Source organism: Parvibaculum sp. (genome assembly GCF_046297875.1).
GTDB lineage: Bacteria > Pseudomonadota > Alphaproteobacteria > Parvibaculales > Parvibaculaceae > Parvibaculum.
On the sequence record NZ_JBKBHD010000001.1, the window covers coordinates 997,174 to 1,022,402 of the forward strand.

Below are 25,229 nucleotides of genomic sequence, written 5' to 3' on the forward strand. Positions count from 1 at the left end.
CCGGGCCTGCCGGGCGTCAACAGATGAATGGGAGGGTTAACGGCGCGTCAGCCGCGCGGCAAAGAATCCGTCCATGCCGCCTTCGATGCCCATATGGCAGGGCAGGCTGCGCAGGTCACCTTCACCTGTGACGATCTCGCCTATGCCGCCGACGTCATCGGGCGCAATGGGCTTGCGCGCAAAATCCGGGTGGCGGGCGAGAAAAGCCTCGATCTGGCGTTCGCCTTCCTGCGGCTCAAGCGAGCAGGTGCAATAGACGAGCGTGCCGCCGGGCGCGAGCAGCTTGGCCGCATTGTCGAGGAGGCGTGCCTGAAGCACGACAAGCTTGTCGCGGTCGGCGGGGGACTTCAGATGCAGCACGTCCGGGTGGCGGCGGATGGTGCCGGTCGCGCTGCAGGGCGCATCGAGAAGAATGAAGTCCCATTGGTGGCCGGGCGACCAGCTTGCGGCGTCCGCCACGACGGTCTTTGCCGAAAGGCCGAGGCGGGCAAGATTTTCCCTGAGGCGTTCGAGGCGCGGCTTCGAGCGGTCGAGCGCGGTCACGTCTGCGCCTGCCGCCGCGAGCGCCGCCGTCTTGCCGCCCGGCGCAGCGCAGAGATCGAGCACTTCGCGGGACGCCACGTCGCCGAGCAATTTCGCAGGCAGCGCGGCGGCGGCATCCTGCACCCACCACGCGCCTTCATCGAAGCCGGGCAGCTCTTCCACGCGGCCTGCTTCCTCGAGCCGCAGTGTGCCTGTCGGCAGCATGGCCGCGCCAAGCGTTTCGGCCCATTCACCGCTCGCGTTCTCATCCTTCAGCGAAAGATCGAGCGGGGGGTTTTCATAATGCGCACGGATGATGCGGCGCGTCGTCTCTTTGCCGTAAGCGGCGACCCAGCTCTCCCAGAGCCAGTCCGGCGTGTCGAGACGTTCGGTGTCGAGCGCGGCGAGCATGGCATCGCCCTCGCGCGTCAGGCGGCGAAGCACGGCATTGACGAGCGCCTTGTAATGTTTCGCTGTCGCGTCCTTGTCTGCCGTCTCGACATTCATGGCGACGGCGGCATGGGCCGGCACGCGCAGGAACAGAAGTTCGGCGGCGCCTGCGCGCAGAATGTCCAGCGTCGGCCCGGCGCGCTTCGGCAGTTCCTTATCGAGCAGAGCGGCGATCAGGTGATCGATGGTGCCGAGGCGGCGCATGACGGTTGCGGCGATGGCGCGGGCAAAGGCGCGGTCGCGGGGTGCGACACGGGCAAGGGCGCCGCCTGCCGCTTCGGCGGCAAAGGCCTCGTCGAGCGGGCGGCGGCTTGTGAGCACTTCGCCAATGAGAGCGGCAGCGCCCTGGCGCGCGCCAAGGCCCGGCATGCCGCCGGGTGCAAAGGAAGACCGGTTGTTCATGGGGAGAGGGTTAGACCACAGGCCGGCGCCGCGCGCAAAGCGTCAGTTCCCCAGCCCAAGTGAGCCCCAGCGGGCCTCAGCAGACTTCAGTGCCAGGGACGGCGCTGCACGGCGCCCGTGGCTTCGGCGAATTTCCGCAGCTCGGCGATACGGTTCGCGGTCGCCGGGTGCGTCGAAAAGAGATTGTCGCGGCCGCTGCCGTTCAGCGGGTTGATGATGAACATGTGCGCGGTCGCGGGGTTTGCCTCCGCCGCCTCGTTTGGTGCGCCGCGCCGCGCGGCCTCGTCGATCCGCTCCAGCGCAGAGGCGAGCCACATCGGATTGCCGCAGATTTCGGCGCCGCCCCGGTCGGCGGAATATTCGCGTGTGCGGCTGATCGCCATCTGCACGAGGCCGGCGGCCATGGGCGCGAGAATGGCAAGCGCGATCGCGCCGACCATGCCGCCCGCATTGCGGTTGCCGCCGAAGAAGAGTGCGAAATTGGCGAGCATGGAAATCGCACCGGCGATGGTCGCCGTCACGGTCATGGTCAGCGTGTCGCGGTTCTTGATATGGGCGAGTTCATGCGCCATCACGCCTGCAAGCTCTTCCGGCGAAAGCATGGAGATGAGGCCGGTCGTCGCGGCGACGGCGGCATTTTCCTCGTTGCGGCCGGTGGCAAAGGCATTGGGCTGCGGATTGTCGATGACGTAGATCGCGGGCACGGGCATGTTCGCGCGGGCAGCGAGCTGCTTGACGATGCCGACATAGTTCGGCGCCGTCGTCTCGTCGACGCGCTTCGCGCTGTACATGCGCAGCACGATCTTGTCGGAGTTCCAGTAGGCAAAGAAGTTCATGCCCGCGGCAACGACAAAGGCGATCATGGCGCCGCCTGCGCCGCCGATCAGGTAGCCGAGCCCCATGAAAAGCGCGGTCATGGCCGCGAGCAACATGAAGGTCTTGAGCGTGTTCATCTTTCTGCCGGTCCTCCGGGACGTTTGCTTCCAACGGGCTTCCAGGCTGGAAGCCGCGCCTCACCCGCTTTATATGTACTCACAGAGGCCAAGGTTCAAGAAAGGCGCAAATCCGTGGCGGATGCAACAAAGACGGGAGAAAGCGGCGAAAGCGTGGCCGAAACGCCCCGCAAGGCTCTCACGCCTGCGGCAGAGCGCGCCCTTGCCGAAGCCGAAGAGCGCCGCCGCAAGGCCGATGCCGCGCCCCCGCGCGCGCGGGAGATCAATGGCCGTGGCGGCAAGGAGCCCACACGCTATGGCGACTGGGAAGCGAAGGGCATCATCAGCGATTTCTGATTTCCCTTCCGGGTTTTTTTGGCGGGCGCCGGGGGGCGCGACAAAGGACGATCGTTGAACGAGAGATTTTCGCCCCGTCTCCACCTCTGGCTTGCCATTGCCGGGATCGCCTTCCGCTTCGTGCTGCTCATCACCGGGCTTTCCGCCGCGCTCTGGTTTGCGCTCATCCATTTTCCCGATGCCTATAACCCTTTCACGCCGCCGGACATTCGCGAGGCGCCCACCGTTGTCACGCCGCTCAAGCTGCGCGGGCTTGCGGGTGAATACGAGATCTGTACATCCGTGGTGAGGGCCTCGGGCGCGAAGGCCGAGCGGACGAGCATTTCCTCGGCAACGGAAGGCTGCGGCATGGAGCGGGGTCTAAGGCTTCAGCAGTCGCGGATTTCATATGGCGGCGGGATCGATCTCACATGCCCCGCCATGACGGCGCTTCTGATGTGGGAGCGGCATGTGGTGCAGCCCGCCGCGCAAGAGCATCTGGGCTCCGAAGTCACGCGCATCCGCCATATGGGCACCTATGCCTGCCGCAATGTGAACCATTCCGCGGCGGGTCGGCGGAGTGGCCATGCGGCGGCGAACGCCATCGACATTCAGGGCTTCGACCTTGCCGACGGGCGGCGCATCACGCTCCTCTCCCATTGGGGCAAGGAGACGGATGAGGGCCGCTTCCTCGCCGCCGTCCATGAAGGCGCCTGCAGCATTTTCCCGATGGTGCTCGGGCCGGACTACAACACGCTCCATGCCGACCATTTCCACTTCGAAATATCGCGCTGGGGCGTTTGCCGGTGAGCGGTCAGAACAGCAGGTAGATCAGGATGATGACCGGAATCGGGACGCCGATCGCCCAGAGCAGGATGCTGCGCATGTTTCTCTCCTCGTTCTTTCGTATGAGTTACGAATAGAACGAGCGGAAGGGGAGAGCGTTCCGCGCGTGTGGGTGGAGTGAAGCAATGCGAATGGGCCGCCCCGATGAGCGGCCCTTTGCATCGCAGCGGCGGAGAAAACCTATCCCGCCTTGTTCTGCCGGTTGTTCACGAGATCGTCGACCACGGAGGGGTCGGCAAGGGTCGAGGTGTCGCCGAGGTTCGAGAAATCGTCCTCGGCTATCTTCCTGAGGATGCGGCGCATGATCTTGCCCGAGCGCGTCTTCGGCAGGCCGGGCGCGAACTGGATGAGGTCCGGCGAGGCGATGGGGCCGATTTCCTTGCGGACCCATTGGACCAGCTCCTTGCGCAGCTCTTCGGACGAAGGCTCGCCGGCATTCAGCGTCACATAGGCATAGATGCCCTGGCCCTTGATGTCGTGCGGATAGCCGACGACGGCGGCTTCTGCGACTTTCGGATGGGCGACCAGCGCGCTTTCGACTTCGGCCGTGCCCATGCGGTGGCCGGAGACATTCAGCACATCGTCCACGCGGCCTGTGATCCAGTAATAGCCGTCCTCGTCGCGGCGGCAGCCATCGCCGGTGAAATAGCGGCCGGGATACTGGATGAAATAGGTCTGCACGAAGCGTTCGTGGTCGCCATAGACGGTGCGCATCTGGCCCGGCCATGAATCGTCGATGCAGAGATTGCCGGTCGTCGCGCCTTCGAGCACGCGGCCTTCGGCATCGACCACCACGGGCTTCACGCCGAAGAAGGGATTTGTCGCCGAGCCGGGCTTCAGGGCGGTCGCGCCGGGCAGCGGCGAGATGAGGATGCCGCCCGTTTCCGTCTGCCACCATGTATCGACGATCGGGCAGCGCCCGTCGCCCACCACGCGGTGATACCAGAGCCAGGCTTCGGGATTGATCGGTTCGCCGACCGAGCCGAGAAGGCGCAGCGTCTTGCGGCTCGTCTTCTTCACCGGCGCCTCGCCCTCGCGCATCAGCGCGCGCAGCGCGGTCGGCGCGGTGTAGAAAATGTTGACGTTGTGCTTGTCGATCACCTGCCAGCAGCGCGAGGCATCGGGATAGTTCGGCACGCCTTCGAACATCAGCGTCGTCGCGCCATTCGCAAGCGGACCGTAGAGAATGTAGCTGTGGCCCGTGACCCAGCCGACATCCGCCGTGCACCAGTAGATGTCGCCATCGTGATAGTCGAAGACATATTGATGCGTCATGGAGGCGTAGACCATGTAGCCGCCGGTCGTGTGGAGCACGCCTTTCGGTTTTCCGGTCGAGCCCGACGTATAGAGAATGAAGAGCGGGTCTTCCGCGCCCATCTCTTCCGGCGTGCATGTCGCGGGCACCTTCGCCGCTTCTTCGCCGTACCAGACGTCGCGGCCGGCAGCCATCTCTACCTTGCCGCCGGTGCGCTTCACGACGATGACGGATTTCACGCCGGGACATTTCTTCAGGGCTTCGTCGGTATTCGCCTTCAGCGGGATCTTCCGTCCGCCGCGCACGCCTTCATCGGCGGTCACGACGCAGTTCGACTCGCAATCGAGAATGCGGCCGGCAAGACTGTCCGGCGAGAAGCCGCCAAAGACGACGGAGTGGATCGCGCCGATGCGCGCGCAGGCGAGCATGGCGTAAGCCGCTTCGGGGATCATCGGCATGTAGATGGTGACGCGGTCGCCCTTCTTTACACCGCGCGCCTTCAGCACATTGGCGAAGCGGCAGACTTCCGCATGAAGTTCCTTGTAGGTGATCTCCTTGTGATCGGCCGGGTCGTCGCCTTCCCAGATGATCGCGGTCTGATCGCCCCGCCTTTCGAGATGACGGTCGACGCAGTTCACGCTCGCATTCAGCGTGCCGTCCTCGAACCATTTGATCGAGACATTATGCGGGTCGAAGCTCGTGTTCTTGATCTTCGTATAGGGCTTCATCCAGTCGATGCGCAGCCCTTCGCGCCGCCAGAAGCTTTCCGGGTCGTTGACGCTCGCCTCATACATATTGCGGTAATTATCCGCATCGACGATGGCGCGCTTCTTCCATTCCTCCGGAACGGGAAAGAGTGTGTCAGACATGGAGGCCTCCCATCAAGACGCGTGTTTCTTGGTTTCGCGCATTATGTCGGGCCCGTGGACGGGGGACAAGGGTGCCCTCCCGCGCGTCACCCGCCCGTCAGTTTCGCGATCTCTTCCTCGCTCATGCCCGCCTCGCGCAGCACTTCCGCCGTCTGCTCGCCGAGGCGCGGCGGGTGGCGGCGGATCGATGACGGGCTTTCCGCGAAACGCACCGGCGGCTTCAGCGCGAAATAGGGCCCGGCATGCGGGTGATCGTAACGCTGGAAGAAATCCACGGCCTGCAAATGCGGATCGTCCATCAGATCGTCGAGCCGGTTCATTTTCACGGCGGGAATGGACAGCGGCTTCAGCAGCGCCAGCCATTCATCCGTCGTCTTCGTCTCCGTCGTCTCCTCAATCATCGCATAGAGCTCGCGGATATGGACAGTGCGCGCCTTGTAATTGTTGAAGCGCGGATCGTTCTTGTAGTCGTCGAGGCGGCCTGCGAGCTCGAAGAACTGTTCCCACTGCTTGTCGGAATAGGGAAGGAGGCCGATATGCCCGTCCTTGGTACGATAGGGGCGGCGGTCGGGATTGGTGATGCGGCCATAGGTCCATTGCCCGGTCGGCGGGTCATAGACATGGTCGTAGAAATGTTCGGCGAGCACGAAGGAGGTGACGGCTTCGAGCATCGGCACTTCGACGAACTGGCCTTCGCCGGTCCGCTCCTTGTGGAAGAGCGCGGCGGTGACGGCCTGCACCATGAAGAGACCGGACACCTTGTCCGCCATGATGGTGGGGATGTAGCGGGGCTTCGGATCGCCATCCATGCGGCCCAAGAGGTCCGCCGCGCCGGAGCCCGCCTGAATGAGATCGTCGTAAGCGGGCAGTCCGGCATAAGGCCCGTCCGAGCCATAGCCCGCCGCATGCACGAAGATGATGTCTGGCTTCACCGCCTTCACATCTTCATAGGCGAGGCCGAGCTTCTTCATCGCCGCATAGCGGATATTCGAGGTGAGAACGTCGGCGGTTGCCACGATCTTCAGCAGCGCCTCGCGGCCTTCCTTCGTGCCGAGGTCGAGCAGCACGGAGCGCTTGTTGCGGTTGATGGTGAGGAAGATGGGGCCGAGATCGGGCGCCGCACCTTCGGGCAGGTGTCCCGGCCAGCGCATGATGTCGCCGCCTTGTCCGCCGCCGCCGGTCGGCGAGGGGGCTTCCACCTTGATCACATCCGCGCCCATGTCGCCCAGGATCTGCGTCGCATAGGCGCCGAAAACGACGGCGGTCAGATCGACGATCCGCACGCCTTTCAGCGGCCCGCGATTTTCCGCTTCGAGGGTCTTGTTTTTCTTCTCGTTCAACGCCATTCCCCGTTTGCCGGTCACGCCTCTTTATGGGCGCCATTCATACAATATGCCGGGCAGGTTTTCCTCGTTGCCGCCATCGGTGCGGCTGACTTCCCTGCATCCGTGGCGCCCATGGAAGCGCCGGGCGCCGAGATTGGCCTGAAACGTCCAGAGGGAAAAGCCCCGCGGCAGTTCATCCTTCGCTTTCGCGATCAGGAGGGAGCCTGCCCCTGCGTTATGCGAGGGCGCCGATTCCACATCTATCGTGGTCTCCCCTATGATGCGAGGAAAGGAGCGCCCATGCTGCTGCATCATTCGAGCTGGCCGGAGGTCGAGGCCTATCTTGAGAAATCGAAGGGGATCGTGATCCCGATCGGCTCGACGGAGCAGCACGGGCCGACGGGGCTGATCGGCACGGATGCGATCTGCCCGGAGGCGATTGCGGCCCGTGCGGGCGCGCAGGCCGGGTTCCTTGTCGGCCCCACTTTCAATGTCGGCATCGCGCAGCATCATCTCGGATTTCCCGGCACGCTGACGCTTCGCCCCTCCACCATGATCGCGGCGATCCATGACTGGGTGTCCTCGCTCGCGCGTCACGGCTTCGAACGCATCTATTTCTTCAACGGGCATGGCGGCAATGTGGCCACCATCGAGGCGGCCTTCGCCGAAATCTATGCCGACCAGTCGCTTGCCAATGCGGCGAGCAATCGCGGGCCCGTGAAGTGCAAACGCGCCAACTGGTGGGACTTCAAGCCAGTGATGGATTTCTGCCAGAAGCGTTATGGCGCCTCGCATGGCGTTCATGCGACGCCGTCGGAAGTCGCCGTCACCTATTTTCTCCATCCTCATGCGGTGAAGGATGCCGAGATGAGCCCGAAGGTCGCGCCCTGGGGCCGCTACACGGACGCCGAAAGCTACCGGGCCGCCTTCCCGGACGGCCGCATCGGCTCAGACCCGTCGCTGGCGGACCCCAAGGACGGCGAGAAACTGATCGCGCTTTCGGCTGAAGGACTGATCGCGGATTTCCGGAAATTCGAGGCGGAGTAGGAGAGGTCTAGTTCGTACGGTCAGGATGAACTTCAGGTGTTTTGCTGTAGCCTGTGCAATCTCCCGGAGGCGACATGATCCCGCTCAAACTTACCCAGATTGGCGAAGCGACAGCTTTGATCCTGCCGGAAGGGGTACTGCAGCGCCTCGGGGTTGCGGTGAACGACGCCGTTTGCCTGATCGAAGTGCCTGAAGGCTTCGTGCTCGCGGCGAATGATTCAAAGCTTGCCGGGCAAATGGAGATCGGCAACGCTATCATGAGCGAAGACCGCAAGGTTCTGAAGGAACTCGAATAGTGAAGTCCTTTATCGCTCGCATGAGAATGTTCGTTCGTCGTCCGGCGAAACTTAGGCGGCGCGCGCGGAGCAAGCGGCCCTGGATTGCTTCGTCGCTTCGCTCCTCGCAATGACGGTTGATAGGCGGGTAGGTTTTCGCAAGGCGATGGTTTGAAGCCTAGTCCGCGATCCGCACCACGCAGTCCGCCACTTCCACCGCGATGCTTTCAAGATGCCGCCCCACGCAAGGGCCGCTTGTGCAGAGGCCGTCCTCGATGCGGAAGAGGGCGGCGTGGCCGCCGCAGACGATCTGCGATTCGTCCTGCGTGAGAAAGCGGCCGGGCCTTGCGTCGAGCGGCTGGTTCGCATGTGGGCAGCGGTTTAGATAGGCGAAGACGGCGCCATCCTTCCGTACAAGGAAGATATCGCGGCGCGCCTTGCCCTGACCGAGCGTGAAGCCGCGCGCGCCAGGATCGTCGAGATCGTCGAGCGCGCAGATTTCCGTTCCCGTCACGGCGCTTTCTTCAGCCCGCCCATCCTGCACAGCAGCTTCCATTCATCGGTGCGCACGGGCTGCACGGAAAGGCGGGATTGTTTCAGGAGCGCCATTTCGGCGAGCGCGGGCTCGGCCTTCACATCGGCAAGCGTCACGGGGTTCGGCAGGTCGCAAACGGCTTCGATGGTGACGAGGCCGAATCGCCCGCTTTCATCCGTCGGGTCCGGGCGGTGCTCCTCGATGACACGGACGATGCCGACCATGCGTTTCTCGTCCACCGAATGATAAAAGAAGCCGAGGTCGCCCTTTTTCATCGCCTTCATGTTGTTGTTCGCCTGATAGTTGCGAACGCCGTTCCAGGGCTCGCCCTTCGCGCCCTTCTTCTTCTGCTGTTCCCAGGACCAGGTGGAAGGTTCGGATTTGAAAAGCCAGTACGCCATCGCTCAGTCCTTCGCTCTCAGTCCTTGGGGCCCAGCAGCCATTTCCAGGCGCGCACTTCCGTCGCTGCGAAAAGCCCCGCCTTGTTGTAGGGATCGTTCTCGACGAGTTTCTCCGCCGCTGCGCGATCGGCCACATCGATCACCAGCATGGAGCCGTTCATCACGCTCCGATCGTCATTGGTGAAAGGCCCGCCGATTTTCACGCAACCTGCCTCGCCCCAATATTTCAGATGGGCGTCGCGATTGGCGAGGCGGAGTTCCAGCGCATTCGGCTTGTCGGTGCAGATAAGGCAGAAGAGCATGTCGGATTCCGTTCTCAGGTTTCGCTGCGGAAGGGGCGGGCGAGAAGGGCGGCAATGGTTTCATCGACGCTCGCGCGGCCGCTTACGATATTGGCGACCGCTTCGGCGATCGGCATTTCTATATCGTATTTCCGTGCCAGCGCCACGACGGCGGTGGCGGAGTGGACGCCCTCGCTCACCGAATTGCGCGACCCCATGATCTCTTCGAGCGTCTTTCCCTCGCCAAGGGCAATGCCGAGCGACATGTTGCGCGATTTCGGCGAGTTGCAGGTGAGGATGAGATCGCCAAGGCCGGAGAGGCCCGCCAGCGTTTCCGGCTTTGCGCCGAGCGCGAGGCCGAGCCGCGTCAGTTCGGCAAAGCCGCGCGTGGTGAGTGCTGCGCGGGCGCTGTCGCCGAACTTCTTGCCCTCGACAATGCCGCAGGCGATGGCGAGCACGTTCTTCACGGCGCCGCCCACTTCCGCGCCGGTTAGATCGGCGGAGTAGTAGGGCCGGAAGGTCGGCAGGCCGATGGCATGGGCGAGCCCCTCGGCCACCGCCTCGTCCTCGCAGGCAAGCGTCACCGCCGTCGGCAGGCCGCGCGCGACTTCGGCGGCGAAGCTCGGGCCGGACAGCACGGCGGGCAGGGCGCGGGGCATTGCCTCGGCGAGCACTTCCGTCAGGAGGCAGTTGGTCGATTGCTCGATGCCCTTGGCGCAGAGCACGACGGGCTTTCCCTCCGCCACATGGGGAGCAAGCTCTTCCAGCATGCGGCGCATATGCTGGGCGGGCGTCACCATGAGGAGCGCATCGCCTTCAGCGGCCTCGGCAATATCGCCGGTCGCGCGGATTTCAGGGTCGAGCGGGATGCCGGGCAGGAAGGTCCGGTTCTCATGGGCGGTGTTGACCGCCTCGACCACCTCTGTCTCGCGTGCCCAGAGCACCACATTGCGGCCGGCCTTTACCGCCACCTGGGCCAGCGCTGTGCCCCAGGCGCCGCCGCCAATCACCGATATTCTTTCATATGTGGGACTCAAGATCGGTCTCCCGCCGGAAGGCTCATGCTGCAGGCGCTAACGATTGAACGATTCGTTGATTATTTACTCGGGCGCATTAAACTATCTGTATGAGCATTCAGGACGATACGCACCAGAAAATCCTCGACGCCGCCAAGCGGCGTTTCATGCATTACGGCTACACCAAGACGACAATGGCGGAGCTTGCCGTCGATTGCGACATGTCGCCCGGCAATCTCTACCGTTATTTCGCGGGAAAGCTCGACATTGCCGAGGCTATTTGCCGCGAGGCCTCGACCCAGACGGCAGAGGATCTGGGCCGCGTCCTCACCACGCCCAATCGTACCGCCTCGCAGCGGCTCCATGATTTCCTCTTCATGGATTTGCGTGAAACCTTCCACAAGCTGGAAGAAGACCCGAAAATCGTGGAAATGGCCCAGATCGTCACGTCCGAGCGGCCGGAATTCCACAATGAGGGGCTGAAGCGGGAGCGCGAGGTGCTGGCGCGCATCGTCGAGCTTGGCAATCTCTCCGGCGAGTTCAATGCGCCCGACCCGGAATTCGCCGCTGAGATGATCCAGGCGGCCACCCTCAAATTCTCCTATCCGCAGCTTTTCACCCGCCTGCCCCTGCCGAAACTCGAAAGGGAGCTTGAAGGCGTCTATCAGATACTTGTCGCCGGGCTTCGGGCCGGCTGCGCCTGTATCGACCCGGAAAAACAGGCCGTCATGGCTTGAATCGTTCCAGACTTATCCACAAGGCAATGTTTCTGTTGCGCTGCATCTGACCTCTAGATGCGGCGCATTTTTAATTCAAGTCATTGATAAAGCACAAATTTTCAAGGGGAATAAGGCATTCTGTGTTGCATTGCGGCAACATAAATCCTGAACGCTGAATATTTTTTGTTTTGTTCATTGTTTTTCGTTCAAGGCTCGCCTATCTCCAGCCTGTCAGCGGGAACCCCCGGAAAGCAGCCCCGCTGAGGCACAAGGAGACGAGCCATGACCAAGCTGAACACCAAGCTGACGAACCGCGTCCTGACCATCGCCGTGGCCGGCTATGCGGTCGCCTTCCTCGCCCAGATCGCGTCCCAATACGCGGTCTGAGCACCGGCGAGACCGAATTTCAGGCGGCAGCAGCCGCCATCCGAGAAGGATTATCGACATGACGCAGAACCGGAATTTCTTCCCCCTCGCGGAGCGCGTCGCCACCAAAGCCGCCGCCGCGTTGCTCGTGGTCTACACGATCGCATTGATCGTACAGACCTCGGGCGTCGCCCAGATCGTCTGAGCCGATCCGCACCAGGTTTTCTCGACCGGACTTCTTCCCTCCCCCTCGATGGAAGTCCGGCGATCCCCGAGCCCTCTCCCCCGGAGGGCGCTTGACCCCGCCGCCTCCCCCGCGGCGGGGTCCTTTTTTTCAGCTCAGGGCGAGGTGCTGGCGGGCAAAGCGGGTAATGTGGGTGATCGCCTCGCGGCCTTCGGGCAGCATGTCGGCATTGAGCTGCCAGACATGCCAGACCTTCGGCCAGACCTCGATCACAGCTTCGACGCCCGCCGCTCTCAGTTTCCCGGCCATGCGGGTCGCATCATCGCGCAGCATTTCGCGTTCGCCGACCTGGAAGAGGACCGGCGGGAAGCCCGCCACATCGCCGAAAAGCGGCGACAGGAAGGGCTCACGCTCGTCATGTCCGGCGTAATAGGCCGGTTTCAGCGTGTCGAACATTTCCTCGACGAACAGCGAATCGGCTTCCGCGTTTTCATGCCGTGAGGCGCCGCTGCCGGTCATGTCGGTCGCGGGCGAGAGGCAGACGAGAGCGGCCGGGAGGGGCACGCCTTCCGCCTTGAGGCGAAGCGCGAGCGCCAGCGTCAGGTTGCCGCCCGCCGAGTCGCCGCCGACGACAATGGATTTCGCGGCATAGCCCTTGTCGAGAAGTGCGCGGTAAGCGGCGACGCAATCATCGAGCCCGGCGGGGAAGGGATGTTCCGGCGCGAGGCGGTAGTCGATCGCATAGACGGGCACGCCGGTTTCCTTCGCAAGCCGCCAGGTGAGCGGGCGGTGCGTGCGGGGCGAGCCCGCGACGAAGCCGCCGCCATGGATATAGAGGAAGGCCTTTGAGGTGCTGGCGCCTTCCGCGGTGAGGCGCTCCGCGGGCACACCGCCCAGCGCGAGGTCTTCCACAGCAATGTCCGCGGGCAAGCGGGAGGTCCGCGCCTCCATCTGCTGCATCAGCGGCCGCAGCAATTGCACATCGGGGTTCTTGCGGAAGCGCCGCTTGATCTGCCAGCGGACCAGTTGGTTGAGGAGAACGAGCTGCAGGCTCATGGGCTTCCTTCCATCATGCTTTGACGCCGGCGCCCCTTGCGGGCGCGGCTTGCGGATCGAGCGGCCAGCGGGCGCGGGGCGCGGTGTCGATCGGGTCTGTGAGGCCGAGCGCCATGCGCTCCGCCCCCGCCCAGGCGATCATGGCGCCATTATCGGTGCAGAGCTTCAAGGGGGGGACAACAAATTCGTAGCCGAAGGCATGCGCCGAAACCATCAGCCGCTCGCGCAGCACCATATTGGCGGCCACACCGCCCGCCACGACGAGGCGGCGGTGACCGGGCGGGATCATGCCGTTGGCGGCGGCCATGGCGTTCTCGCAGCGGTCCGAGAGCACATCGGCGACCGCGATCTGGAAGGCGGCGGCGATATCGGCCTTGTCCTTGTCCGAGAGCGGTGCTTCGGCTTCCGCCAGCTGACGCACGGCGGTCTTGAGGCCTGAAAAGGAAAATTCGCAGCCCGCCCGGCCGAGCATGGGGCGCGGCAGGGCGAAGCGCGCGGCATCGCCCTCGCGCGCAATGCGCTCGACGGCGGGTCCGCCCGGATAGCCGAGCCCCATCAGCTTTGCCACCTTGTCGAATGCCTCGCCCACCGCGTCGTCGATGGTGGTGCCGAGGCGGCGATATCGGCCGACGCCCTCGACCACGAGGATCTGGCTGTGGCCGCCCGAAACGAGAAGCAGCAGATAGGGGAAGGGCAGGTCGTCCGTCAGTCTGGCGGTCAGCGCATGGCCTTCGAGGTGATTGACTGCGATGAAGGGAAGGCCGCGCGCCGCCGCGATGCCCTTTGCCGTCATCAGGCCGACGATCACGCCGCCGATGAGGCCCGGACCTGCGGTCGCCGCGATCCCGTCGAGATCGTCCCAATCCGTTCCGGCATCTTTCAGCGCGCGGGCGATGAGCCCGTCCAGATGTTCGACATGGGCGCGGGCGGCGATTTCCGGCACTACACCGCCGAAAGGCGCATGGGCCTCGATCTGGGAGAAGACGGCGTTGGAAAGGATCTCGCCCCTGCCGCCACCGGCCGGACGGCGCACGACCGCGGCTGCGGTTTCGTCGCAGCTTGTTTCGATGCCGAGAATGGTCAGGGGCCGGTTCATCGAGGCTTTTCCGCCGATTTTGCCCGGGAAATGCCGGGCTTTCCCTCTCCCCTTGCGGGCGAACGGGTTATAAGGAGCCCTAGGTACGAACCGCAGGCGGGAACTCCCGCTGGCATACAACTTCAGAGACCTTGAATGCAACGCCGCTACCGCATCGGAACCCGTGGCTCGAAGCTCGCACTTGTTCAGGCGAACGAGGTGGCGCGGCGGATCGCGCTTGCCGCCCATGCACCTGTGGACGAGGTGACGGAGATCGTCGTCATCAGCACGCAGGGCGACCGGGTGCAGGACCGCGCCTTGTCCGAGATCGGCGGCAAGGGGCTCTTCACGCAGGAAATCGAGGAGCAGCTTCTCGATGCGCGGATCGACGTCGCCGTCCATTCGATGAAGGACATGCCGACCGAGCTGCCGGACGGGCTCACGATCGATTGCCTGCTGGAGCGGGAAGACCCGCGCGATGCCTTCATCTCGTTGAAGGCGCCCTCGCTTGCGGCACTTCCTTCCGGCTCGAAAGTCGGCACCTCGTCGCTCCGCCGGGCGGCGCAACTCAAAGCGAAGCGGCCCGATCTCGAGGTGGTGCCGTTTCGCGGCAATGTCGACACGCGGCTGCAGAAGCTCGCCGATGGCGTCGCGGATGCAACCTTTCTTGCGGTCGCGGGGCTGAACCGCATGGGCCTGTCGGCACGCATCACCGCGCCCATCGCGCCGGAGGAGATGCTGCCTGCCGTTGCGCAGGGCGCGATCGGCATCGAGCGGCGCGAAGGCGACGACGAGGCCTTTCACCTGCTGCAGAAAATTCATGACGCGGAAACAGGCTTGCGCGTCGCGGCGGAGCGCGCGCTCCTTGCCGTTCTTGACGGCTCCTGCCGGACGCCGATTGCGGCGCTTGCGGAAATCTCGGGCGAGCGGATGCGGCTGCGCGGCATGGTGCTGACGCCGGATGGCAAGGAAGTCATTGAGACGGAGCGCGAGGGACTTGCGCAAGACGCGGTGGCGCTCGGGCAGGATGCGGGCGAGGAACTCAAATCCCGCGCGGGCCCGAATTTCTTTTCCGGTGTGTGAGTGAAATGCGGCTCCTCGTCACGCGGCCCGAACGGGAGAGCCAGGCGCTTGCCGCTGAGCTTCGTGCGCGCGGCCATGAAGTGACGATCGCGCCGCTGCTTTCAATCCGCTATCTTGATGGTGTCAGTTTGCCGAAGCGCGACTGGCAGGCGCTTCTGGTGACGAGCGCAAATGGCGCGCGGGCGCTCGGGCGGATCGCCGAGGCCGACTTGAAAAGGATTCCGGTGCTTGCGGTCGGCGAGGCCAGCGCGGCGGCGGCGCGTGCCGAAGGTTTCGCGAATGTCCGGGCAGCGGAAGGCGATGTCCACACGCTCGATGCGCTGGCCGCGCGCGTGCTCGACCCGGCGAAGGGCCCGCTCTTCCATGCGGCGGGAAGTGTTCTCGCCGGCGATCTGAAAGCGATGCTCGAGGCGCGCGGCTTCGAAGTGGAGCGGCTTGCACTTTACGAAGCGGAGAAACAGGATCTGCCGCAGGACGTGCTCGATGCGCTGAAGGACGGACAGATCGGCGGCGTGCTGTTCTTCTCGCCGCGCACGGCAGGGCAGTTTGCCGCGCTGATCCGGGCGGCGGGTCTGCCCTCGTCTCTTGGCGGGGTCACGGCCTATTGTCTTTCCGCGGCCGTGGCGGGCGAGCTTGCCGGGCTCGGCTTCCGCACGGTCCAGATCGCGGCGGAACCCTCGCTTAAGTCGCTCACGGCGCTTATTTCCGCCTGATTTTTCCCCGAAGTTCAGCCTGACCCGGCGCTTTGCCTTCTTTATAGTGTGGCCGAGCGGCGGACCCACCCCCCGGAAGGCCTTGCGATGAGCGATTCAGAGAACAGGAACGGCAACTCACCCGAAGAGGGCGAGGCCGAATATCTGAAACCGGAACCGGGCGCGCGCGACAGCCGCCCGCAGAGCAATCGCAAGGAGGCGCCGGTACTCGATGGTGTCGCCGAAGAAGTGGCGGATGAGGACAAGTCCGCGTCCGGCCAGAAGCCGGACGAGGCGAAGCCGGCGAACCGCACCATGCGCGGCAACTCGAACCTGCTTGTTGCCGGCGGTGCGGGCATTGGCGGTGCGGCGGCCATGCTGATCGGAATGTTCGCGCTCGGCGTGCTTCCGGCCGCAGAGCAGGATGACAGCCAGATCGCCGCGCTTTCCGAGCGCGTTGCGGAAATCGAGACATCGGGCGCTGCTGCCGCGCGGTCCGCCTCGGAACAGGCCGATCAATTGAGCCAGAGACTCGGCTCGCTCGAGGGTCAGCTTGCAGCCCTTGCCGAAGCGCCGGACAGTGCCGCGGCGACAAGCGAGCGCATCGACAATGTTGGCGGCGAGGTGAGCGATCTCAAATCGGTGCTTGGCGATACGCGCGAAAATGTAGCCTCGCTGCAGCAGGCGCTTTCCGCCCTTGAGGGGCGGTTGCCACCCGAGGGGCTCGGAGCGCGGGTGGAGGGTGTCGATGCGCTGGTGAAGGCGCTCGATATCCGTCTTGCGGCGCTGCTGCCGGAAGTCGAGAAAATGGAAGCGCGGGTGGCCGCGCTCGAGGAGAAGGAAGAAGACCCCGATGCGGCTGCGCGCGCCGCGCTCGGCCTTGCGCTCGCCAATCTCGCGCGCGCCGCCGAAAGCGCAGGCAGCTTCGAGACGGAACTTCTCGTCATGCGCCAGTTCCTTCCCGATCAGCCTGAACTTGCAGGGCTGACGGAAGCGGCAAGAGATGGCGTACCGACGCGCGCTGCGCTGGAAGCGCGCTTTCCTTCGCTGGCGCAATCGATATTCGATGCGGAGCGGCGCGCGGATGAAGACGGGCTCTGGGCGCGCTTCGTCGCCAATGCGAAATCGCTGGTGACGATCAGGCGCACGGGCGAAATTTCCGGCGACACGACGGAAGCGGTCGTCGCGCGCATGGAAGAACGTCTCAAGGTGCATGACCTTGGCGGCGCGGTGGCGCAAGCGGAAACGCTTGCCGGTCCGGCGGCGGAAGCGGCGGCGCCCTGGCTCGCCGATGCGAAGGCGCGGCTCGAAACCGACCGGCTGGTGCGCGAGCTGAGCGCGCGGCTTGCGGGCGAGCTTGCAGCGGCGAGGGGCTGACATGCTTCGTGCGCTTTACACATTTCTCATCATCGCGGTTCTGAGCGGCATCGCGATCTGGCTTGCCGACAATCCGGGCGAGCTTGTCATGCAGTGGCGCGGCTATGAGATCCGCACGAGCTTCGTGATCGGCGTGGCGGCGATGGCGCTTGCGGCCTTTCTCGCGCTCTTCGTCTACCGGATCGTGGTGAGTTTCATCGAAACACCGGCCAGCGTATCGGCCTTTCTCGAAAAGCGCCGCCAGCAGAAGGGTTTTCTCGCGCTGTCGCGCGGCATGGTGGCGGTCGCCGCCGGCGATGCGGGCGATGCGAAACGCTATGCCGCACAGGCACACAAGCTGCTCGATGCGCCGCCGCTGACGCTGCTCCTCGCCGCGCAGGCGGCACAGCTCGAAGGCGACGAGGCAGGCGCGACCGGATATTTCGAAGAGATGCTCGGTGCGCCGGAGACGGAGTTTCTGGGTCTTCGCGGTCTTTTCATCCAGGCGCGGCGCGCGGGCGACCGCGACAAGGCGCTTGGCCACGCAAGGCGCGCCTTCGAGCTGAGACCGCAGACGCCCTGGGCGGCGCAAGCCGTGTTCGAGATCGAGGCCGCGGAAGAAGACTGGGACGCTGCGCTGAAAACGCTAGACCGGACTGTCAGCGCGAAGCTCATGCCGCGCAACGATGCGCGCCGCCGCCGCGCCGTGCTGCTCGCGGCAAAGGCGATGACGGCGGAGGAAGCTGCGCGGATGCAGGCGGGCGAAGCGCGAGACGCCGCGCTTCAAGAGGCCGCGAAGCTTGCGGCGGAAGCCGTTTCGCTCGAACCGCAATTCGCGCCTGTGGTGGCCCTTGCCGCGCGGCTTCATGCAGAGACGGGAAAATTCCGCAAGGGCTTGAAACTGATCGAGGATGCCTGGCGAAGCGAACCGCATCCCGATCTCGCCGATGTCTGGCTCGACATGATCGAAGGCGAGACGGGCTATGACCGGTCGGCGCGGGCGGCAAGCCTCGCAGCGCGCAACCCCGATCACATCGAAAGCCATATTCTTGTGGCGCGGGGCGCCATCGGCGCGCGCGACTGGAAGGCGGCGCGGTCGGCGCTCTCGGCCTATGTGGGACCGGCGGCGAGCGAAGTGCCGACGCAGCGCATCTGTGAATTGATGGCCGAGATCGAGGAAGGCGAGTTCGGCGACCGGGGCGCGGCGCGCGGCTGGCTTGCCCGTGCGCTGCATGCGCCGGAAGACCCGCAATGGACGGGCACCGGCTACCGCGCGCATCGCTGGTCGCCGATCAATCCGGCGACGGGCGAGTTCGACGGGCTCAGCTGGATGGTTGTGGCGAGTGCGCCTTCGGCCACGCTGGCGGCTGCTGCGGTGCCTCATTCCGCGCCTGTCCCGGCGGTGGAGGCTGGAGAGGATGCCGTGTCCGAAGCCGAAACAGCCGTGGAGAAGCCGGGCGAGGTGCTTGTATTCCGGCCGCCGCTCCCCGATGATCCGGGGCCTGACGATGAGGCGGGTGATGGGGCCGGCGAGGCCCAGGGGGAACGCAAATGGTAAAACGTCTGCTGGCGGGCACGGTCACGCTGATCGTGCTGGCATTTCTGGTGATCGTCATTTCGGTCGTCCGCTTCGACGTGCCGCGCGAACAGCTTGTCGGCAAGTATGCGGGCGGCGCCTCGCAATTCGCGACGCTGCCTTCGGGCGCGAGTGCGCATGTCCGCGACGAGGGCAATGCGGATGGGCCGGTGCTTGTGCTCATTCACGGCTCGAATGCCTCGCTCCATACCTGGGAGCCCTGGGTGGCGGAACTCGGCGGCACATACCGGATCGTCAGCATGGACCTGCCGGGCCACGGGCTCACGGGCCGGGTGCCCGGCGACGATTATTCGCGCGAAGCAATGGCCGCTTTCGTGATCGAGATCATGGATGCGCTTGATATCGACCGTTTCGCGGTCGGCGGCAATTCGATGGGCGGTGGCGTCTCGGCCATGATCGCGCTTGAAAACCCTGAGCGCGTCTCTGCGCTGCTGCTTGTCAATTCGGCGGGTATTCCGGTCGAGCGCGATGCGAATGACGTGCCGCTTGCCTTCCGTCTCGCGGGCATGCCGGTCATCAGCAAGGTGATGCGCTATGTGCTGCCGCGCTCGGTGGTCGAGGAGGGGTTGAAGAAGGTCTTTGTCGATCAGTCGAAGGTGACGGACGATATGGTGGCGCGCTATCTCGACCTCGCCCTTCACGAAGGCAATCGCGACGCAACGCGGATCCGCTTCTCGCAGAATGCGGCGCGGGACGAGGCGGCCTTCGCGGCCCGGCTTGGCGAGATTTCGATGCCCACACTCATCATGTGGGGCGACCAGGACGGGTTGATCCCGGTGGCGGCCGCACATGAGTTCAAGGCGCGCATTCCCCATGCCGAACTCGTGATCTATGAAAATGTCGGCCATGTGCCGATGGAGGAAGTGCCGGAAGAGAGTGCTGCCGCCGTCGCCGCCTTCCTCGCCGGGGCGCTGGCACCTGCCGCCGGAGCGCCTGCCCCCGCCGAGGAGGCGCCGGCCGAGGCGGCAGAAGAAGAGGTTGGCGAGGAGGCCGGGGCCGAATAAGGCTCCGGCGCGGGTTTGCCCCTTTTCTCCCTGTTGCCAAAGGCATCAGGGCGGGGTATCTGAGGGGCCCTTGCGGACAGGCGCCTTGCCGCCTGTCCCGGCGCCGCTTTAGCTCAGTTGGTAGAGCACCTCATTCGTAATGAGGGGGTCAGGTGTTCGAGTCACCTAAGCGGCACCATTTTCAATCCATGAATCGCGATGTGTGCTGGTTTCGGGCCGCGGCGGACCTTAAAGTCCGCGCGGGCTCAGGGGCGGTTGCAGCCGGATGCCGGCTTGCCCTCGATGTGAGATGAGGTTTTCCGATGAGCGATATTCCGTCTGGCAAACTCGCAGGCTTCAAAGGCCGCATGGTGATGGTCGGCTTCGGGAGTATCGGGCAGGGCGTGCTGCCGCTGATCCTCCGGCACCTCGAGATCGCGCCGTCGCAAATCTCGATCGTCACGGCCGACGAGATGGGCCGCGAGGAAGCGGAAGCCTATGGCGTCTCGTTCACGGTGACGCCGCTCCGCCAGGGCAATTATCTCTCGGTTCTCGACCCGCTGCTTGGGTCCGGGGATTTTCTGGTCAACCTCTCGGTCGATGTGTCGAGCCTTGCGCTTGTCGAGTTCTGCCGCTCGAAGGGTGCGCTCTATCTCGACACCTGCATCGAGCCCTGGAGCGGGCAATATACCGACACCAAGCGCCCGCCCTCGCAGCGTTCGAACTATGCGCTGCGTGAAGCGGCGCTGGCGCTGAAGCGGAAATATGAGGGCGGGCCGACGGCGGTTCTCACGCATGGTGCCAATCCCGGCCTCGTCTCGCATTTCGTGAAGCAGGCGCTGATCGATATTGCGCGCGATACGGGCGTGAAGGCGGAGGTGCCGAAAAGCCGCGCCGAATGGGCATCTCTCGCGTCGCGGCTCGGCGTCAAGGTCATTCATGTCGCCGAGCGCGACACGCAGGTTTCGCCAATTCCTAAAGCGATCGGCGAATTCGTGAATACATGGTCGGTCGACGGCTTCGTCGGCGAAGGCTGCCAGCCGGCCGAGCTTGGCTGGGGCACACATGAGCGGCAGATGCCGCCCGACGGCCAGTCCCATGCCGAAGGCTCGCGCTGCGCGATCTATCTGACAAGGCCCGGCGCCTCGACCCGGGTCAGAAGCTGGACGCCGAATGAGGGCCCCTATCATGGCTGGCTCATCACGCATGGCGAGTCGATCTCGCTTGCCGACTATCTGACGGTGACGGAAGGCGGCACGGCGAAATACCGCCCGACCGTGCATTACGCCTATCACCCCTGCCATGTCGCCGTGCTGTCGCTGCATGAGCTGGCGGGCAAGAACTGGAAGATGCAGAAGCACAAGCGCCTGATGATGGATGAAATCTCGGAGGGCATGGACGAGCTTGGCGTGCTGCTGATGGGCCATGCGAAAGGCGCCTACTGGTATGGCTCGCAGCTCACCATCGAGGAGGCGCGGGCCTCGGCACCGCACAACAATGCGACGAGCCTTCAGGTAACGGTGGCGGTGCTGTCGGGCATCGTCTGGGCGCTGGAAAACCCGGACCGCTGGGTGACGGAGCCGGAAGAAATGGATTTCGAGCGCATTCTCGAGATCGCCCGGCCCTATCTTGGAAAGATGGTGGGGGCCTATAGCGACTGGACACCGCTCCTCGACCGCGGGCTGCTCTTCCCGGAGGTTATCGATGAGGACGATCCCTGGCAGTTCAGGAATTTCCGCGTCGTCTGAGGGCCGCTCTCATTTCATTTTGTAAACAGAAAGGCCGTGCCCCGCGGAGGGTACGGCCTTTCGCCTTTGGGTGGTCCGCCGCCTCTGTTCGTACTGGGGAAGGCAACCCTCAGCAGGCGTGGCGGCGGGCCGCCCTTAGAGTCTTGCCGCGTTTCCTGACGGCGAACCGGATTTCATTTCATCCGGCACTTCTCATCCGGCACTTCGCCTGGAATCGCTCTAGCGCTGCGGCACACCGCGATAGCGAAGGCCGGCGCGGTTCGCCTGCGGCTTGCCCTTCGGGGCGCCGGCGGAGTGATGGCTCGCGCCGCGATAGCTGAGGATTGTGTCCTTGGCGGGGGCTTCATGCTTGCCGCCCGCGTGATGCGCGCCCCTGTAGGTGAGATCGATCATGGTTCTGTTCCCTTGTGTCCGTTGGCCTTGTCTGCCTGTGCTGTACCCGTCTCTTGATGTTCAAAATGCGTAACATGTGTAAGTTTGTCAATACGCTCAAACGGAGCAGTTACACATTTTTTGGACAGGGCTCCGGGCGGCTGGTACAAAGGGTCAAATTCTTCGGTTTTCTGCCGCTTTTCGGGGTCTCAGGGCGCGGGCAAGCAGCAGGGCAGTATCGGCTGCGAGGTTGAATATGGAAAAACTTGACCAGCGAATTCAGCTCGTGGCGTCGGTCGAGTTCAACAATCTGGTGGACCGCTGGCGCCGCGAGCAGGCGGACCTTCCCTCCCGCTCGGAAGCCATCCGCCGCCTCGTCCTTCACGGTCTCGAATATGAAAAGAGCTATCCGATGCGCATGATCACCGCGATTATCCGGCCCCATAAATATGAGGAATTGCGCGACGCGCTGGTCGCCATCGGTATCGAGGGCATTACCGTGACCCAGGTGCAGGGCTTCGGCCGGCAGCGCGGCCATTCGGAAATCTACCGCGGCGCGGAATACCGGGTCATGGAAGTGCCGAAAGTGCGGATCGACGTCGCGGTGAGTGCGGAGCTCGTGGAGAAGGCCGTGCGCGAGATCGAGCGCGCCGCCCAGACCGGCAAGACCGGAGACGGCAAGATTTTCGTCCAGCCGCTCGAGCAGGTGGTGCGTATCCGAACCGGCGAAACCAATGAATCGGCCATTGGCTGACGCCGGAACTTCCTAAACGAAACAGTGATTTTCCCTAACGGCGCGTTTACCTGCCCGCAAGGAAGCGGCGGCTATCTTCCGTCAGGAAACTGGCAGAAAGACCGCAAATTCCGATGCTCGGGCAGAGACATTCAGCGCGCAGCCGCCGCAAATCGCTTCTGGCGGACTACTCGACCAATCTGGGCGAACTCATGTCGCGCCGGCAGTCGGAAGCCGCGTTGCGCTCCGCCAGGATCGAATCCGACATGGCGAGCCGCACCAAGTCCGAGTTCCTTGCCAATATGAGCCATGAGCTCAGAACGCCGCTTAACGCCATCATCGGCTTTTCGGAATTCATCCAGCACATCGCGGCAAGCGGCAAGCCGTCCGACAAGACGGTCGAATATGCCGAACATATCTCAGGCGCGGGACGCCATCTCCTCAACATCATCTCCGACATTCTTGACATTTCGAAAATCGAGAGCGGCACGTTCCAGCTGTCGCGCGAGGAATATGACCTGCGCGAACTGATCGATGCCTGCACGGTGCTGATCGAACCGCGCATCCGTGAAAAGCGGCAGGTGCTCGAGGTGAAGGCCGATCATGTGCTGCCGGCGGTGCCGGTCGATGTGCGCCGCATCAAGCAGGTGCTGCTCAACCTTCTCTCCAATGCACACAAATTCACGGGCGTGGGCGGACGTATCGTGCTTGTCGCGACGAGAACGCCGGATGGCGGCGCGACCATCGCCGTCGCCGATACCGGCATCGGCATGACGAAGGAACAGATGGACTATGCCATGACGCCGTTCGGCCAGGTGCAGTCGAGCTACGCACGCGGGCATGAGGGAACGGGCCTTGGCCTGCCGATTGCGGCGGCGCTGACGAAGCTGCATGGCGGCGAATTCCAGATTCACAGCGAACCGGGCAGGGGGACAACCGTGTTCTTCACCCTGCCGCCGGCGCGGCCCGGCACGGCCGGTTCGTATGACCGGGGCGAAAGATCATGACGACACCGCTCACAAAAGCGACCTCGAAGGTCGCCGAAGGACCGGAAGCGCCGCCCTTCATCGAGCGCCGGGGACTGCCGGCCGCACCGACGAAGCGCATTGCACATATCGTATCGGTATCCGGGTCGCAGGCGATCGCCGTTCTCGAACGGGATACGGGCGCCGATGCCGGTTTCCATCGCGTCGAGATCGGGCAGCTCGTCAAGATCCCGACACCAGACACGGCGGTCATCGGGCTCGTATCGGCGGTCAGTGCGCCTGCGCCCGCAAGCGGCGGCGGCATGGAAGATATCCGCCTCGTCGAACTCAATCTGGCCGGCGAAGTCGTCGAGGATCTCGCGACCCGGCGGCTCGCCTTCCGGCGCGGTGTGTCGCATCTGCCAGCCATCGGCGATGGCGTCATGGTTGCCGACAGGCACGATCTCACACGCGTCTACACCCAGCCCGATATTGCGACGGTCGAAGTCGGCTCGCTCTATCAGGATCCGGCGGTGCCGGCGCGCTTTATCGTGGACGATCTCCTCGCAAAGCATTTCGCCGTTGTGGGCACCACAGGCTGCGGCAAGTCCTGCGCCCTGACCGCGATCCTGCAGCGCGTGCTCGAGGCCCATGCCCATGCGCATATCGTCATGCTCGACGTGCATAATGAATATCCGACGGCCTTCGGCGAGCGCGCCGAACTGATCGATCCGGGCAATCTGCATCTGCCCTTCTGGCTGCTCAACTTTCAGGAACTTGCGGCGGCGCTGACCAGCGGCGATGCGCATCACGATGCCGAGGCCGAAATCCTGTCGGATGCGGTGGTGGCGGCGAAGCGGCGCTATTCCGATGCCTCGTCGAACCGTCAGCTTGCACGCCGTCCCGGCGATACGGGCGGCATGAGCGTCGACGCGCCGACACCTTTCCGGCTTTCCGATGTGCTGTCCTTTATCGACGACCAGCTCGGCAAGCTCGACCGCACACAGGCGACACTTCCCTATCGCCGCCTCAAGAACAGGATCGAGACGCTGGCAAGCGACCAGCGCTATTCCTTCATGTTCGGCAGCCTCACCGTCCAGGACACGATGACCGATATTCTCGGGCGTTTGTTCCGTGTACCGAATGATGGACGGCCGATCACGGTAATCGACCTGTCGACCGTGCCGCCGGAAATTCTCGACGTGGTGATTTCCGTGATCTCGCGCCTTGCCTTCGATCTTGCGGTCTGGAGCAAGGGCGGATTGCCGATGCTGCTTGTCTGCGAAGAGGCGCATCGCTATGCGCCGGCATCGGGCAACGGCTTCGAACCGACACGGCAGGCGCTGTCGCGTATCGCCAAGGAGGGCCGCAAATATGGCCTGTCGCTCGCGCTCGTCACCCAGCGTCCATCGGAACTCGATGCGACGATCCTCTCCCAGTGCAGCACCGTCGTCGCCATGCGTCTCTCGACGGAACGCGACCAGCAGGTGATGCGGGCCAATACGCATGACGGGGCGCTCGACCTTCTCGACTTCCTGCCGCTGCTCGGCGACCGGGAAGCCATCGTGCTCGGTCAGGGCGTCGCCATGCCGATGCGGATCAAGTTTGCCGATATCGCATCGAAGGGCGTGCCGCGCAACCACAATGGCGGTTTCTCGCAATCCTGGAGCAAGCCCAATCTCGACCGGGCGGGGCTCGAGGCCATCGTCTCGCGCTGGCGCCATTCCGGCCGCGAGCGCCATCAGGGCTGAGGGGTCCTTTTCCTTCTCGTTCTTGCCGGGCTCTGCCAAAAGCACATTGTCACCCCG

The 25,229-nt window shown here is 64.2% G+C and carries 26 protein-coding genes and 1 tRNA gene; 16 read left to right on the top strand and 11 right to left on the bottom strand.

What is annotated here, in order from left to right:
- Positions 1 to 36 precede the first annotated feature (36 nt).
- Positions 37 to 1,374 carry a 16S rRNA (cytosine(967)-C(5))-methyltransferase RsmB gene (gene rsmB, locus ACK4FH_RS04930; RefSeq protein ID WP_409811500.1) on the bottom strand — a complete coding sequence of 446 codons (1,338 nt, stop codon included), beginning with the start codon at positions 1,372 to 1,374 and terminating at the stop codon, positions 37 to 39.
- 86 nt (positions 1,375 to 1,460) lie between these two features.
- The gene (htpX, locus tag ACK4FH_RS04935; RefSeq protein ID WP_409811501.1) at positions 1,461 to 2,327 is read right to left on the bottom strand and encodes a zinc metalloprotease HtpX; all 867 of its coding nucleotides are present in this window, start codon (positions 2,325 to 2,327) and stop codon (positions 1,461 to 1,463) included.
- A gap of 114 nt (positions 2,328 to 2,441) precedes the next feature.
- Here htpX and ACK4FH_RS04940 point away from each other — a divergent pair, with 114 nt between their 5' ends.
- Together ACK4FH_RS04940 and ACK4FH_RS04945 are read left to right on the top strand one after the other, a co-directional pair.
- Positions 2,442 to 2,663, top strand: a complete 222-nt coding sequence (locus ACK4FH_RS04940) for a DUF1674 domain-containing protein (protein WP_409811503.1) — start codon at positions 2,442 to 2,444, stop codon at positions 2,661 to 2,663.
- 54 nt (positions 2,664 to 2,717) lie between these two features.
- Positions 2,718 to 3,452, top strand: a complete 735-nt coding sequence (locus tag ACK4FH_RS04945) for an extensin family protein (protein WP_409811505.1) — start codon at positions 2,718 to 2,720, stop codon at positions 3,450 to 3,452.
- Between the two features lie 216 nt (positions 3,453 to 3,668).
- On the opposite strand, the gene acs is transcribed toward ACK4FH_RS04945, so the two are convergent.
- On the bottom strand, positions 3,669 to 5,612 hold the full coding sequence (gene acs, locus ACK4FH_RS04950; RefSeq protein ID WP_409811507.1) for an acetate--CoA ligase: 1,944 nt from the start codon (positions 5,610 to 5,612) through the stop codon (positions 3,669 to 3,671).
- An 86-nt stretch (positions 5,613 to 5,698) separates the two neighbouring features.
- On the bottom strand, positions 5,699 to 6,952 hold the full coding sequence (locus tag ACK4FH_RS04955) for a CaiB/BaiF CoA transferase family protein (protein WP_409811509.1): 1,254 nt from the start codon (positions 6,950 to 6,952) through the stop codon (positions 5,699 to 5,701).
- A 285-nt stretch (positions 6,953 to 7,237) separates the two neighbouring features.
- Between ACK4FH_RS04955 and ACK4FH_RS04960 the strand changes: the two genes are divergently transcribed.
- Both ACK4FH_RS04960 and ACK4FH_RS04965 read left to right on the top strand, forming a co-directional pair.
- Positions 7,238 to 7,984 carry a creatininase family protein gene (locus tag ACK4FH_RS04960; RefSeq protein ID WP_409811511.1) on the top strand — a complete coding sequence of 249 codons (747 nt, stop codon included), beginning with the start codon at positions 7,238 to 7,240 and terminating at the stop codon, positions 7,982 to 7,984.
- A gap of 74 nt (positions 7,985 to 8,058) precedes the next feature.
- On the top strand, positions 8,059 to 8,280 hold the full coding sequence (locus tag ACK4FH_RS04965; RefSeq protein ID WP_409811512.1) for a hypothetical protein: 222 nt from the start codon (positions 8,059 to 8,061) through the stop codon (positions 8,278 to 8,280).
- A 157-nt stretch (positions 8,281 to 8,437) separates the two neighbouring features.
- Here ACK4FH_RS04965 and ACK4FH_RS04970 read toward each other — a convergent pair whose 3' ends face one another.
- From ACK4FH_RS04970 to ACK4FH_RS04985, 4 genes are read right to left on the bottom strand one after another with little or no spacing between them, the layout of a single operon-like run.
- Positions 8,438 to 8,773 carry a Rieske (2Fe-2S) protein gene (locus ACK4FH_RS04970; protein ID WP_409811513.1) on the bottom strand — a complete coding sequence of 112 codons (336 nt, stop codon included), beginning with the start codon at positions 8,771 to 8,773 and terminating at the stop codon, positions 8,438 to 8,440.
- A complete protein-coding gene (locus ACK4FH_RS04975; RefSeq protein ID WP_409811515.1) occupies positions 8,770 to 9,195 on the bottom strand; it encodes an EVE domain-containing protein in 426 nt (141 codons plus the stop codon). Before ACK4FH_RS04975 ends, ACK4FH_RS04970 begins: the two co-directional genes overlap by 4 nt.
- A gap of 17 nt (positions 9,196 to 9,212) precedes the next feature.
- Positions 9,213 to 9,497, bottom strand: a complete 285-nt coding sequence (locus ACK4FH_RS04980) for a YciI family protein (protein ID WP_409811517.1) — start codon at positions 9,495 to 9,497, stop codon at positions 9,213 to 9,215.
- Between the two features lie 14 nt (positions 9,498 to 9,511).
- Positions 9,512 to 10,513 carry an NAD(P)H-dependent glycerol-3-phosphate dehydrogenase gene (locus ACK4FH_RS04985; protein WP_409811519.1) on the bottom strand — a complete coding sequence of 334 codons (1,002 nt, stop codon included), beginning with the start codon at positions 10,511 to 10,513 and terminating at the stop codon, positions 9,512 to 9,514.
- Between the two features lie 89 nt (positions 10,514 to 10,602).
- Here ACK4FH_RS04985 and ACK4FH_RS04990 point away from each other — a divergent pair, with 89 nt between their 5' ends.
- Together ACK4FH_RS04990 and ACK4FH_RS04995 are read left to right on the top strand one after the other, a co-directional pair.
- Positions 10,603 to 11,229 (top strand): TetR/AcrR family transcriptional regulator, encoded by a 627-nt coding sequence (locus ACK4FH_RS04990; RefSeq protein ID WP_409811521.1) that lies wholly within the window; start codon positions 10,603 to 10,605, stop codon positions 11,227 to 11,229.
- A gap of 427 nt (positions 11,230 to 11,656) precedes the next feature.
- Positions 11,657 to 11,782, top strand: coding sequence for a hypothetical protein (locus ACK4FH_RS04995; RefSeq protein WP_409811522.1), 126 nt, complete (start codon positions 11,657 to 11,659; stop codon positions 11,780 to 11,782).
- A gap of 129 nt (positions 11,783 to 11,911) precedes the next feature.
- Here the strand turns inward: ACK4FH_RS04995 and ACK4FH_RS05000 are convergent, their stop codons facing one another.
- Both ACK4FH_RS05000 and tsaD read right to left on the bottom strand, forming a co-directional pair.
- Complete coding sequence (locus ACK4FH_RS05000; protein ID WP_409811524.1) at positions 11,912 to 12,817, bottom strand: alpha/beta hydrolase; 906 nt, start codon at positions 12,815 to 12,817, stop codon at positions 11,912 to 11,914.
- A 13-nt stretch (positions 12,818 to 12,830) separates the two neighbouring features.
- Positions 12,831 to 13,901, bottom strand: a complete 1,071-nt coding sequence (tsaD, locus tag ACK4FH_RS05005; protein WP_409815158.1) for a tRNA (adenosine(37)-N6)-threonylcarbamoyltransferase complex transferase subunit TsaD — start codon at positions 13,899 to 13,901, stop codon at positions 12,831 to 12,833.
- A 147-nt stretch (positions 13,902 to 14,048) separates the two neighbouring features.
- Here tsaD and hemC point away from each other — a divergent pair, with 147 nt between their 5' ends.
- The 7 genes from hemC (at position 14,049) to ACK4FH_RS05040 (ending at position 21,351) form a co-directional block, all read left to right on the top strand.
- Complete coding sequence (gene hemC / locus ACK4FH_RS05010) at positions 14,049 to 14,975, top strand: hydroxymethylbilane synthase (protein WP_409811525.1); 927 nt, start codon at positions 14,049 to 14,051, stop codon at positions 14,973 to 14,975.
- Between the two features lie 5 nt (positions 14,976 to 14,980).
- Positions 14,981 to 15,688 carry a uroporphyrinogen-III synthase gene (locus ACK4FH_RS05015; protein ID WP_409811527.1) on the top strand — a complete coding sequence of 236 codons (708 nt, stop codon included), beginning with the start codon at positions 14,981 to 14,983 and terminating at the stop codon, positions 15,686 to 15,688.
- Positions 15,689 to 15,775: 87 nt separating this feature from the next.
- Complete coding sequence (locus ACK4FH_RS05020; RefSeq protein ID WP_409811529.1) at positions 15,776 to 17,044, top strand: COG4223 family protein; 1,269 nt, start codon at positions 15,776 to 15,778, stop codon at positions 17,042 to 17,044.
- A 1-nt stretch (position 17,045) separates the two neighbouring features.
- Positions 17,046 to 18,581 carry a heme biosynthesis protein HemY gene (locus ACK4FH_RS05025; protein WP_409811531.1) on the top strand — a complete coding sequence of 512 codons (1,536 nt, stop codon included), beginning with the start codon at positions 17,046 to 17,048 and terminating at the stop codon, positions 18,579 to 18,581.
- On the top strand, positions 18,575 to 19,624 hold the full coding sequence (locus tag ACK4FH_RS05030; protein WP_409811533.1) for an alpha/beta fold hydrolase: 1,050 nt from the start codon (positions 18,575 to 18,577) through the stop codon (positions 19,622 to 19,624). Before ACK4FH_RS05025 ends, ACK4FH_RS05030 begins: the two co-directional genes overlap by 7 nt.
- Positions 19,625 to 19,726: 102 nt before the next feature.
- Positions 19,727 to 19,802 (top strand) — tRNA-Thr (locus ACK4FH_RS05035).
- 124 nt (positions 19,803 to 19,926) lie between these two features.
- Positions 19,927 to 21,351: a homospermidine synthase gene (locus ACK4FH_RS05040; RefSeq protein WP_409811534.1), complete on the top strand. Its 1,425-nt coding sequence runs from the start codon at positions 19,927 to 19,929 to the stop codon at positions 21,349 to 21,351.
- A 219-nt stretch (positions 21,352 to 21,570) separates the two neighbouring features.
- Here the strand turns inward: ACK4FH_RS05040 and ACK4FH_RS05045 are convergent, their stop codons facing one another.
- Positions 21,571 to 21,744: a DUF4278 domain-containing protein gene (locus ACK4FH_RS05045; protein WP_409811536.1), complete on the bottom strand. Its 174-nt coding sequence runs from the start codon at positions 21,742 to 21,744 to the stop codon at positions 21,571 to 21,573.
- 391 nt (positions 21,745 to 22,135) lie between these two features.
- Here ACK4FH_RS05045 and ACK4FH_RS05050 point away from each other — a divergent pair, with 391 nt between their 5' ends.
- The 3 genes from ACK4FH_RS05050 (at position 22,136) to ACK4FH_RS05060 (ending at position 25,172) form a co-directional block, all read left to right on the top strand.
- Positions 22,136 to 22,477, top strand: a complete 342-nt coding sequence (locus ACK4FH_RS05050) for a P-II family nitrogen regulator (RefSeq protein ID WP_409815161.1) — start codon at positions 22,136 to 22,138, stop codon at positions 22,475 to 22,477.
- Positions 22,478 to 22,590: 113 nt separating this feature from the next.
- Positions 22,591 to 23,463 (top strand): sensor histidine kinase, encoded by an 873-nt coding sequence (locus ACK4FH_RS05055; RefSeq protein WP_409811538.1) that lies wholly within the window; start codon positions 22,591 to 22,593, stop codon positions 23,461 to 23,463.
- The gene (locus tag ACK4FH_RS05060) at positions 23,460 to 25,172 is read left to right on the top strand and encodes an ATP-binding protein (RefSeq protein WP_409811540.1); all 1,713 of its coding nucleotides are present in this window, start codon (positions 23,460 to 23,462) and stop codon (positions 25,170 to 25,172) included. The genes ACK4FH_RS05055 and ACK4FH_RS05060 overlap by 4 nt, the downstream gene beginning before the upstream one ends.
- The last annotated feature ends 57 nt before the right edge of the window (positions 25,173 to 25,229 follow it).

Excerpts from the sequence above, each read along its gene's own strand:
- rsmB (WP_409811500.1), bottom strand. The coding sequence starts at position 1,374 with ATGAACAACCGGTCTTCCTTTGCACCCGGCGGCATGCCGGGCCTTGGC.
- htpX (WP_409811501.1), bottom strand. The coding sequence starts at position 2,327 with ATGAACACGCTCAAGACCTTCATGTTGCTCGCGGCCATGACCGCGCTT.
- acs (WP_409811507.1), bottom strand. The coding sequence starts at position 5,612 with ATGTCTGACACACTCTTTCCCGTTCCGGAGGAATGGAAGAAGCGCGCC.
- ACK4FH_RS04960 (WP_409811511.1), top strand. The coding sequence starts at position 7,238 with ATGCTGCTGCATCATTCGAGCTGGCCGGAGGTCGAGGCCTATCTTGAG.
- ACK4FH_RS04965 (WP_409811512.1), top strand. The coding sequence starts at position 8,059 with ATGATCCCGCTCAAACTTACCCAGATTGGCGAAGCGACAGCTTTGATC.
- ACK4FH_RS04975 (WP_409811515.1), bottom strand. The coding sequence starts at position 9,195 with ATGGCGTACTGGCTTTTCAAATCCGAACCTTCCACCTGGTCCTGGGAA.
- ACK4FH_RS04980 (WP_409811517.1), bottom strand. The coding sequence starts at position 9,497 with ATGCTCTTCTGCCTTATCTGCACCGACAAGCCGAATGCGCTGGAACTC.
- ACK4FH_RS04990 (WP_409811521.1), top strand. The coding sequence starts at position 10,603 with ATGAGCATTCAGGACGATACGCACCAGAAAATCCTCGACGCCGCCAAG.
- ACK4FH_RS04995 (WP_409811522.1), top strand. The coding sequence starts at position 11,657 with ATGACGCAGAACCGGAATTTCTTCCCCCTCGCGGAGCGCGTCGCCACC.
- ACK4FH_RS05000 (WP_409811524.1), bottom strand. The coding sequence starts at position 12,817 with ATGAGCCTGCAGCTCGTTCTCCTCAACCAACTGGTCCGCTGGCAGATC.
- hemC (WP_409811525.1), top strand. The coding sequence starts at position 14,049 with ATGCAACGCCGCTACCGCATCGGAACCCGTGGCTCGAAGCTCGCACTT.
- ACK4FH_RS05015 (WP_409811527.1), top strand. The coding sequence starts at position 14,981 with ATGCGGCTCCTCGTCACGCGGCCCGAACGGGAGAGCCAGGCGCTTGCC.
- ACK4FH_RS05020 (WP_409811529.1), top strand. The coding sequence starts at position 15,776 with ATGAGCGATTCAGAGAACAGGAACGGCAACTCACCCGAAGAGGGCGAG.
- ACK4FH_RS05025 (WP_409811531.1), top strand. The coding sequence starts at position 17,046 with ATGCTTCGTGCGCTTTACACATTTCTCATCATCGCGGTTCTGAGCGGC.
- ACK4FH_RS05030 (WP_409811533.1), top strand. The coding sequence starts at position 18,575 with ATGGTAAAACGTCTGCTGGCGGGCACGGTCACGCTGATCGTGCTGGCA.
- ACK4FH_RS05040 (WP_409811534.1), top strand. The coding sequence starts at position 19,927 with ATGAGCGATATTCCGTCTGGCAAACTCGCAGGCTTCAAAGGCCGCATG.
- ACK4FH_RS05045 (WP_409811536.1), bottom strand. The coding sequence starts at position 21,744 with ATGATCGATCTCACCTACAGGGGCGCGCATCACGCGGGCGGCAAGCAT.
- ACK4FH_RS05050 (WP_409815161.1), top strand. The coding sequence starts at position 22,136 with ATGCGCATGATCACCGCGATTATCCGGCCCCATAAATATGAGGAATTG.
- ACK4FH_RS05055 (WP_409811538.1), top strand. The coding sequence starts at position 22,591 with ATGCTCGGGCAGAGACATTCAGCGCGCAGCCGCCGCAAATCGCTTCTG.
- ACK4FH_RS05060 (WP_409811540.1), top strand. The coding sequence starts at position 23,460 with ATGACGACACCGCTCACAAAAGCGACCTCGAAGGTCGCCGAAGGACCG.